We start from the raw sequence: 6,716 nt of genomic DNA, 5'->3' as shown, positions 1-6,716 counted from the left end.
CCCGGCCCCGGCCCAGCGCACCGCTGGTGACGTGGCCAGGCCCGGTCCGCCCGCCGGTGCGGTCAAGCCCGCGCCGCCCGTCTCTTCCGCGAAGCCTGCCGGTCCGCAGCTCCAGCTGATCCCCGCCTCGCCGGAGGGGGCCCTGGACGCGGCGGACGAGGCCGTCGACCTGCTGCTGGACTCCGGCCGGGCGCCCGGCGAAATCCTGGTGCTGACCACCGGGGAACAGCATCCGTGGGCGGCGCATGAGCTGTCCTTCGGCGAGGCGTCCTACTGGGCGCAGCAGGACGCCGGTGACGATGTCTTCTACGCCGCCACCGCTGCCCGTCGCGTCACGGCCCGCCCGGTCGTGGTCGTCGCGGTCAACGGGGGAGGCGACGACACCGTCGCCGGCGCACTGCCCGAGGCGATGCGCCGGGCCGGAACGCTGCTGATCGTCTGCGGCGACTCCGAGCGGATCAACACCTTCATGACCGCGGGCGTCTGATCGCGCACCGCGGGCGTCGGACCGCGCGGCCGCTCACACGGCTGCGGAGCGGCGCAGCGCCTCGCGCGCTTCACCGTGGGGGTGTGGTACCGCCGCCGTGACGCTGTCGGCGGTGGTGGTGCCGAAGCCGAGGCCGCTGTGGCGGGAGGCGGAGTGCGGCCGACGGCCGCCCCGCCCTTCGCCCAGCACCTGCCAGCCCGCCCGGGTCAGCGTGATGTAGGCGCCGCAGCGCAGCCCGTGCAGGGTGCAGGCATCGCGCAGGCCCCACATCCAGGCGCCGTCCTCCTCCGTCCACTGGCTCTCGCCGTCCCGGCAGTAGAGCAGCACGGCGGTACGGACCGGTGTGCGGCGCCGCAGATCGTGCGGAATGACCCGGCGGAGCTGGGCCAGCAGCGCGTTTCGGAACTCCCAGCCGTCGGCGGCCCAGGAGCGGCGCCGGGTGAACGAGGCGCTGGCCGCCAGCCGCTCCTCCGGATCGAGGACCGCGACCACGGCCGTCGAGGGTGTGGGCAGATGGCGGCTGTGCAGGCCGGTGACGACCTCACGCGGATTGCGCAGCAGCGGAATGCCGGCGGCGGCCCACTCTGCGGGCTCGAGCAGCCGGCCCAGCCCGGAAACGTGATCGGTGGCCGGCGACGGAGCGAAGCCGAAGGTCACGGTCCTCCCTTCGTCTGCGCGCCCACGGTCCGTGCGACGGTCGGGCATGGGCGCACACCACGACACGGCTCCGGCGCACCACAGGTGGCCCGGAAGCAGGGAACTGCTTCAATTCTTGCGGTCGTACTGGCGCGCGGCAACGAGCAATTGGCACACCCGACCGATTTGGGTCGGTCCGCCGCCAATATTCCGCGAGCCGCCCTCACCTGCGGCTGCGGTCATCCCTGCACCGCGAGGACCAGCGGAAAGACCGCCTCCGCCCCGGCCCGGCGGAGCAGCCGGGCGGCCACCGCCAGCGTCCAGCCGGTGTCCGCCAGATCGTCGACGAGGAGCACCGGCCCCGAGGCCTGCCCGAGCGCCTCGGCCAGTGCGGGCGGCACCGTCAGCGCGCCGTGCAGCGCCCGCAGCCGCTGGGCGCTGTTGGTGCGCGGCACTCGGGTGTCGGCCCCGGCATCGAGGTAGGAGACCGCACCGAGCAGGGGCATCCGGCCGACGGAGGCGATCCGCTCGCCCAGGGTCTGGATCAGCCGCGGCCGGGTGCGCGAGGCCACCGTGACCACGCCGACCGGACGGGCCGGAGCGTCCGGCGCCCCCGAAGCCCAGCCGCCGGGCCCCTTGGCCCAGTCGGCGAGCACCGTCACCACGGCGTCGGCCACATCGTCCGGAACCGGCTCGTCCGGGTTTTGCGGGGCGAGCAGCGGCCGCAGCCGGTTTCCCCAGCCGATGTCGGAGAGGCGGCCGAGCGCCCGCCCGGGGGCCGCCTGCTCACCCGCCGGGATACGGCCCTTGAGCTCGACGCCGACCGCGGGCAGTCCGGTCGGCCACATACGGCGCGGCTCCACCTCGACGCCGGGGCGCCCCAACTCGCCACGCGCCACCTCCAGTGACGCCGCGGACACCTCGGCGGTGAACCGGGCCTCGGCACAGTTGTCGCAGCGCCCGCACGGCGCCGCCGCCTCGTCGTCCAGCTGTCGCCGCAGGAACTCCATACGGCAGCCGGGCGCCGAGGCGTAGTCCCGCATCGCCTGCTGCTCGGACTCCCGCTGCCGCGCCACCCATGCGTAGCGCTCCGCGTCGTACGCCCAGGGCTGCCCCGTCGCGGTCCAGCCACCGCGCACCCGACGGACCGCGCCATCCACGTCCAGCACCTTGAGCATGATCTCCAGGCGCGAGCGGCGCAGGTCGACCTGCGGCTCGAGCGCGGGCAGGGACACCGGCCGGTCCGCCGCCACCAGCACCTCGAGCGTGCGGCGCACCTGCTCCTCGGAGGGGAAGGCGAGCGAGGCGAAATAACGCCAGATGGCCTCGTCCTCACGGCCCGGCAGCAGCAGCACCTCGGCGTGCTCCACGCCACGCCCGGCCCGCCCGACCTGCTGGTAGTAGGCGATGGGGGAGGAGGGCGAGCCCAGGTGCACCACAAAGCCCAGATCCGGCTTGTCGAAGCCCATCCCCAGCGCGGAGGTGGCCACCAGGGCCTTGACCCGGTTTCCCAGCAGATCCTCCTCGGCCTGCTGACGGTCGGCGTTCTCCGTCTTGCCGGTGTAGGAGGCGACGGTATGGCCGCGCTGCCGCAGGAACGCGGTCACCTCCTCGGCCGCGGCGACCGTGAGGGTGTAAATGATCCCCGAGCCCGGGAGCTCGGGGAGATGGTCGGCGAGCCAGGCCAGCCGGTGTGCCGCGTCCGGCAGCCGCAGCACACCCAGGCTCAGGCTCTCCCGGTCCAGCGGCCCGCGCAGCACCAGCGCCCTCGAGCCGTCCGCGCCGGAGCCGTCCGCCGCCGGCGGCCCGCCCGTGCCCAGCTGGTCGGCGACGTCCGCGGTCACCCGCGCGTTGGCAGTCGCGGTCGTGGCCAGCACGGGCACGCCCGGCGGCAGGTCGGCGAGCATGGTGCGCAGCCTGCGGTAGTCGGGGCGGAAGTCATGGCCCCAGTCGGAGATGCAGTGTGCCTCGTCGACGACCAGCAGGCCGGTGGCCGCGGCGAGCTTGGGCAGCACCTGATCCCGGAAGTCGGGATTGTTCAGCCGCTCGGGGCTGACGAGCAGCACATCCACCTCACCGGCGGCCACCTCGGCCTGGATGGTGTCCCACTCCTCGGTGTTGGCGGAATTGATCGTGCGCGCGCGGATGCCGGCCCGCGAGGCGGCCTCGACCTGGTTGCGCATCAGCGCCAGCAGCGGGGAGACGATCACCGTCGGGCCGCTGCCGCGCTCGCGCAGCAGGGAGGTGGCGACGAAATACACCGCGGACTTGCCCCATCCCGTGCGCTGCACGACCAGCGCCCGGCGGCGGTGGGAGACCAGCGCCTCGATCGCCCGCCACTGGTCCTCCCGCAGGCGGGCGGAGCCGGAGGGATCCCCGACGAGGCGGGCCAGGACGCGGTCAGCCGCGATGCGCAGGTCTTCGTCGCTCATGCCCCCATGCAACCCGATCCCACCGTCATCGCGCGAACCAGGCCCCCGGCCTGTGGATAACGTTATCCACAGGCCTGGCGGGCCGGGCCCGGCTGGGAGACCGTCGGGTCATGACTCGACACAACGAAGCGGCCGGCCTGTCCGGCGATGACCAGATCACGCTCCGCAGCCCGGCCGAGCTCGCCGACGCCCTGCCCTACGTCCTCGGGTTCCACCCGGACGACAGCATCGTGATGATCGCACTGCACGGGCCACGCGGCCGCTTCGGCGGTCGCCTCAGGCTCGGCATTCCCCGGACGAGCGAGGAGTGGCCGGAGGTCTGCGACCAGCTCGCCGAGTGCCTGGTAACGGGCAGCGAGCGGCGGGCGGGCCGGCCCGACGGGACGGTGCTGTTCCTGTGCCAGGAGCCGGCCGAGGGCGAGTCGGGGCAGGACGTGATGGAGCGCCTGCGGCCGCTCGCCCAGCGGCTGCGCACCGCGTGCGGCGGGCTGGAGGTGCCGGTCTTCGAAGCGCTGTGCATCTCCGACGGCCGGTTCTGGTCGTATGTCTGCCCCGACCGGCGCTGCTGCCCGCCGGAAGGCGTCCCGCTCACCCTGCCCGGCACCTCCGTGATGGCGGCTGCGGCGACCTACGCGGGCATCCATGTGCGCGGGTCGCTGCGCGAGATGGAGGCCAGGCTCGCGCCGCTCGCCCCGCCCCGGGCCGAGGAGCAGGAGCGGGCGCTGGACGCGGCGGGCAGTGAGCTCGTGCCCAGGATCCTGGGCGGCACGGACTGCGCGACGGTGCGCGAGGAGACACTCGTCCTCGTCGGAGGCATGCTGACCCGGCTCCGCGCCGCACCGCCGATCGCCGACTCGGTCGCGGCCGACGTCCGCGACGACGGGCTGATCGGCGACGAGGAAGCGGCCGCGGTCATCATCGGGCTGCAGGACCGGCTGGCGCGCGACCGGGCCGCGCAGTGGATGGAAGGGCCGGAGGCGGAAGCGGCGCTGCGGCTGTGGCGTGCCCTGGCCCGCCGCTGCGTCGGATCGTACGGAGAGCACGCCGCGGCACCGCTCACCCTCGCGGGCTGGGTCGCCTGGTCGCTCGGGGACGAGCCGGCGGCGCGCGTCGCGCTCGGCCGCGCGCTGTGCGTCGACCCCCATTACCTGTTCGCCAGGCTGCTGCACCAGGCGTGCAACGAAGGGCTCGATCCGGAGCTGCTGCGCCGCTCGCTGCGCCAGGAGCGGGTCGACAGGGCCCTGCAGACCGCGGTGCGCGGGGAGTTGGAGCGCCTTGGCGCCGCTGCGGCCACGGCGTCCGACGGAGCGTCCGGCGGGTCGTCGGGGTCCGCCGGGCCCGGGCGGCCGCGCGGTGTCCGGGCCAAGAGCCCGGGTGCGCAGGCGGCCGGGCCGCGTCCGGCGGGGCGGATGCGGGTGCGGCGCAGGCCCGGCCAGCGGGGGGCCCGCAGCCGCCACTGAGCCCGGGCGAGGTCGCCGTGGCGGGAGCGCTTCCAGCAGCATCGACGATCATTCTGAAGGGACTGATTATCGTCAGGAAGACGACTATGATCGCCACATGCCCTACGATCCAGCGGCCTTCCCGCCGTTCGCCGTCACCGTGGATCTGGTCGTACTGACGGTCCGGCGGCACGCGCTGTGCGCGCTGGCCGTCCGCCGTGGCGAGCCGCCCTTCCAGGGGCGCTGGGCTCTGCCGGGCGGTTTCGTGCGGGCCGACGAGGACCTGACCGCGGCGGCCGCCAGGGAACTGGCCGAGGAGACCGGGCTGCTCGCCCACGACCCAGCGGTCCCGGCTCCTCCCAACGCCGCCCATCTCGAACAACTCGCCACCTACGGAGACCCCAAGCGCGACCCCAGGATGCGGGTGGTGAGCGTCGCCCACCTCGCCCTCGCACCGGACCTCCCCGCGCCGCGGCCCGGAGGCGATGCGCACAGCGTGCGCTGGGCGCCGGTCGAATCCCTGCTCGACCAGGACGGGACCTTCAGCCGCGACGCGGAGCAGGCCGCCCCGCTCGCCTTCGACCACGCCCGCATCCTCGCGGACGGCGTGGAGCGCGCCCGCTCCAAGATCGAGTACTCCTCGCTGGCCACCGCTTTCTGCCCCCAGGAGTTCACGGTCGGCGAGCTGCGCAGGGTGTACGAGGCGGTGTGGGGAGTGGCCCTCGACCCGCGCAACTTCCATCGGAAGGTCACCGGGACGCCCGGATTCCTGGTGCCCACGGGCGGTACGACGACCCGTCAGGGTGGCCGTCCCGCACAGCTGTTCCGGGCCGGGGGTGCGACGCTGCTCAACCCGCCCATGCTTCGTCCCGAGGTGTGACGGCCCATGACACGACGACTCGACAGGGGGTGTAGGTGCCGACGAAATAGGACATAGCGGGTTACCGTGCTCCGGTACGTCACCAGTCCCCACGTGCCACGAGCGGTTCCACGCCCCGCGGGAGAAGCCATGATCCAGGCCACCGGGCTGACCAGCACCCCCCGCCGTAACCATCGGCCCGCCGTCGACGATCTCACCTTCGAGGCTCCACCGGGCCGCGTGACCGCCTTGTTCGGCGCCCCCGGCGCGGGCAAGACCAGCGCGCTGAGGCTTCTGCTCCAGCTCGACCGGGGCCATGGCGCCGCCTTCTTCCGGGGCCGCCCGCTCCACCGCATCCGGCGCCCGGCCCGGGAGATCGGGGTCCTTCTGGACGATGTCCCCGGCCACCCCGGCCGCACCGCACGCGGCCACCTCAGGATGCTCGGAGCCGCCGTCGGGGTGCCCGCCGCCCGCGCGGACGTGGTGCTGGACGTGGTCGGCCTCACCGAACTGGCCGATGAGCGCATCGGCGACCTGGCGGCCGGAATGGAGCGCCGCCTCGGCCTCGCCACGGCTCTCCTCGGAGACCCGCACACCCTCGTCCTCGACGCCCCCACGCGCGGTCTGTCCGCCCGAGAGACCGTCTGGATGCACGGCCTGCTGCGGCAGTTCGCCGGGCAGGGCGGTGCCGTACTCGTCACCGAACAGGACCCGGAGAGCGTCACCCGCCTCGCCGATCAGGTCCTCACCCTGGACGGCGGCCGACTGATCGCGGACCAGCCGGTCGACGAGTTCGCGCGTACCCGGCTGCGCCCCCGCGTCGCCGTGCTCTCGCCGCTGGCCGGGCGGCTGGCCGCCGTGCT

6 protein-coding genes are annotated in these 6,716 nt (G+C 74.2%); 4 read left to right on the top strand and 2 right to left on the bottom strand.

Annotated features, from left to right (window positions below):
* The coding region (locus CCN51_RS49390; RefSeq protein ID WP_425444808.1) for a hypothetical protein at positions 1-487 on the top strand (487 nt) is incomplete at its 5' end.
* Positions 488-520: 33 nt separating this feature from the next.
* Here the strand turns inward: CCN51_RS49390 and CCN51_RS49385 are convergent.
* Together CCN51_RS49385 and CCN51_RS49380 are read right to left on the bottom strand one after the other, a co-directional pair.
* Positions 521-1,144, bottom strand: coding sequence for a hypothetical protein (locus CCN51_RS49385; protein ID WP_014175903.1), 624 nt, complete (start codon positions 1,142-1,144; stop codon positions 521-523).
* A gap of 218 nt (positions 1,145-1,362) precedes the next feature.
* Positions 1,363-3,555 (bottom strand): RecQ family ATP-dependent DNA helicase, encoded by a 2,193-nt coding sequence (locus tag CCN51_RS49380; protein ID WP_014175902.1) that lies wholly within the window; start codon positions 3,553-3,555, stop codon positions 1,363-1,365.
* Between the two features lie 110 nt (positions 3,556-3,665).
* On the opposite strand from CCN51_RS49380, the gene CCN51_RS49375 reads away from it, so the two are divergent.
* The 3 genes from CCN51_RS49375 to CCN51_RS49365 form a co-directional block, all read left to right on the top strand.
* Positions 3,666-5,015, top strand: a complete 1,350-nt coding sequence (locus CCN51_RS49375) for a DUF4192 domain-containing protein (protein ID WP_014175901.1) — start codon at positions 3,666-3,668, stop codon at positions 5,013-5,015.
* Positions 5,016-5,112: 97 nt separating this feature from the next.
* Positions 5,113-5,874 (top strand): NUDIX hydrolase, encoded by a 762-nt coding sequence (locus tag CCN51_RS49370; protein WP_014175900.1) that lies wholly within the window; start codon positions 5,113-5,115, stop codon positions 5,872-5,874.
* A gap of 129 nt (positions 5,875-6,003) precedes the next feature.
* Positions 6,004-6,716 (top strand): ATP-binding cassette domain-containing protein (locus CCN51_RS49365; RefSeq protein ID WP_143676174.1); only part of this gene is annotated, 713 nt, incomplete at its 3' end.

It is taken from the genome of Streptomyces milbemycinicus, from assembly GCF_002154605.1.
Classification (GTDB): domain Bacteria; phylum Actinomycetota; class Actinomycetes; order Streptomycetales; family Streptomycetaceae; genus Streptomyces; species Streptomyces milbemycinicus.
The sequence above is the reverse complement of the archived record's forward strand: the minus strand, read 5'-3'. Positions and strand labels throughout refer to the sequence as shown.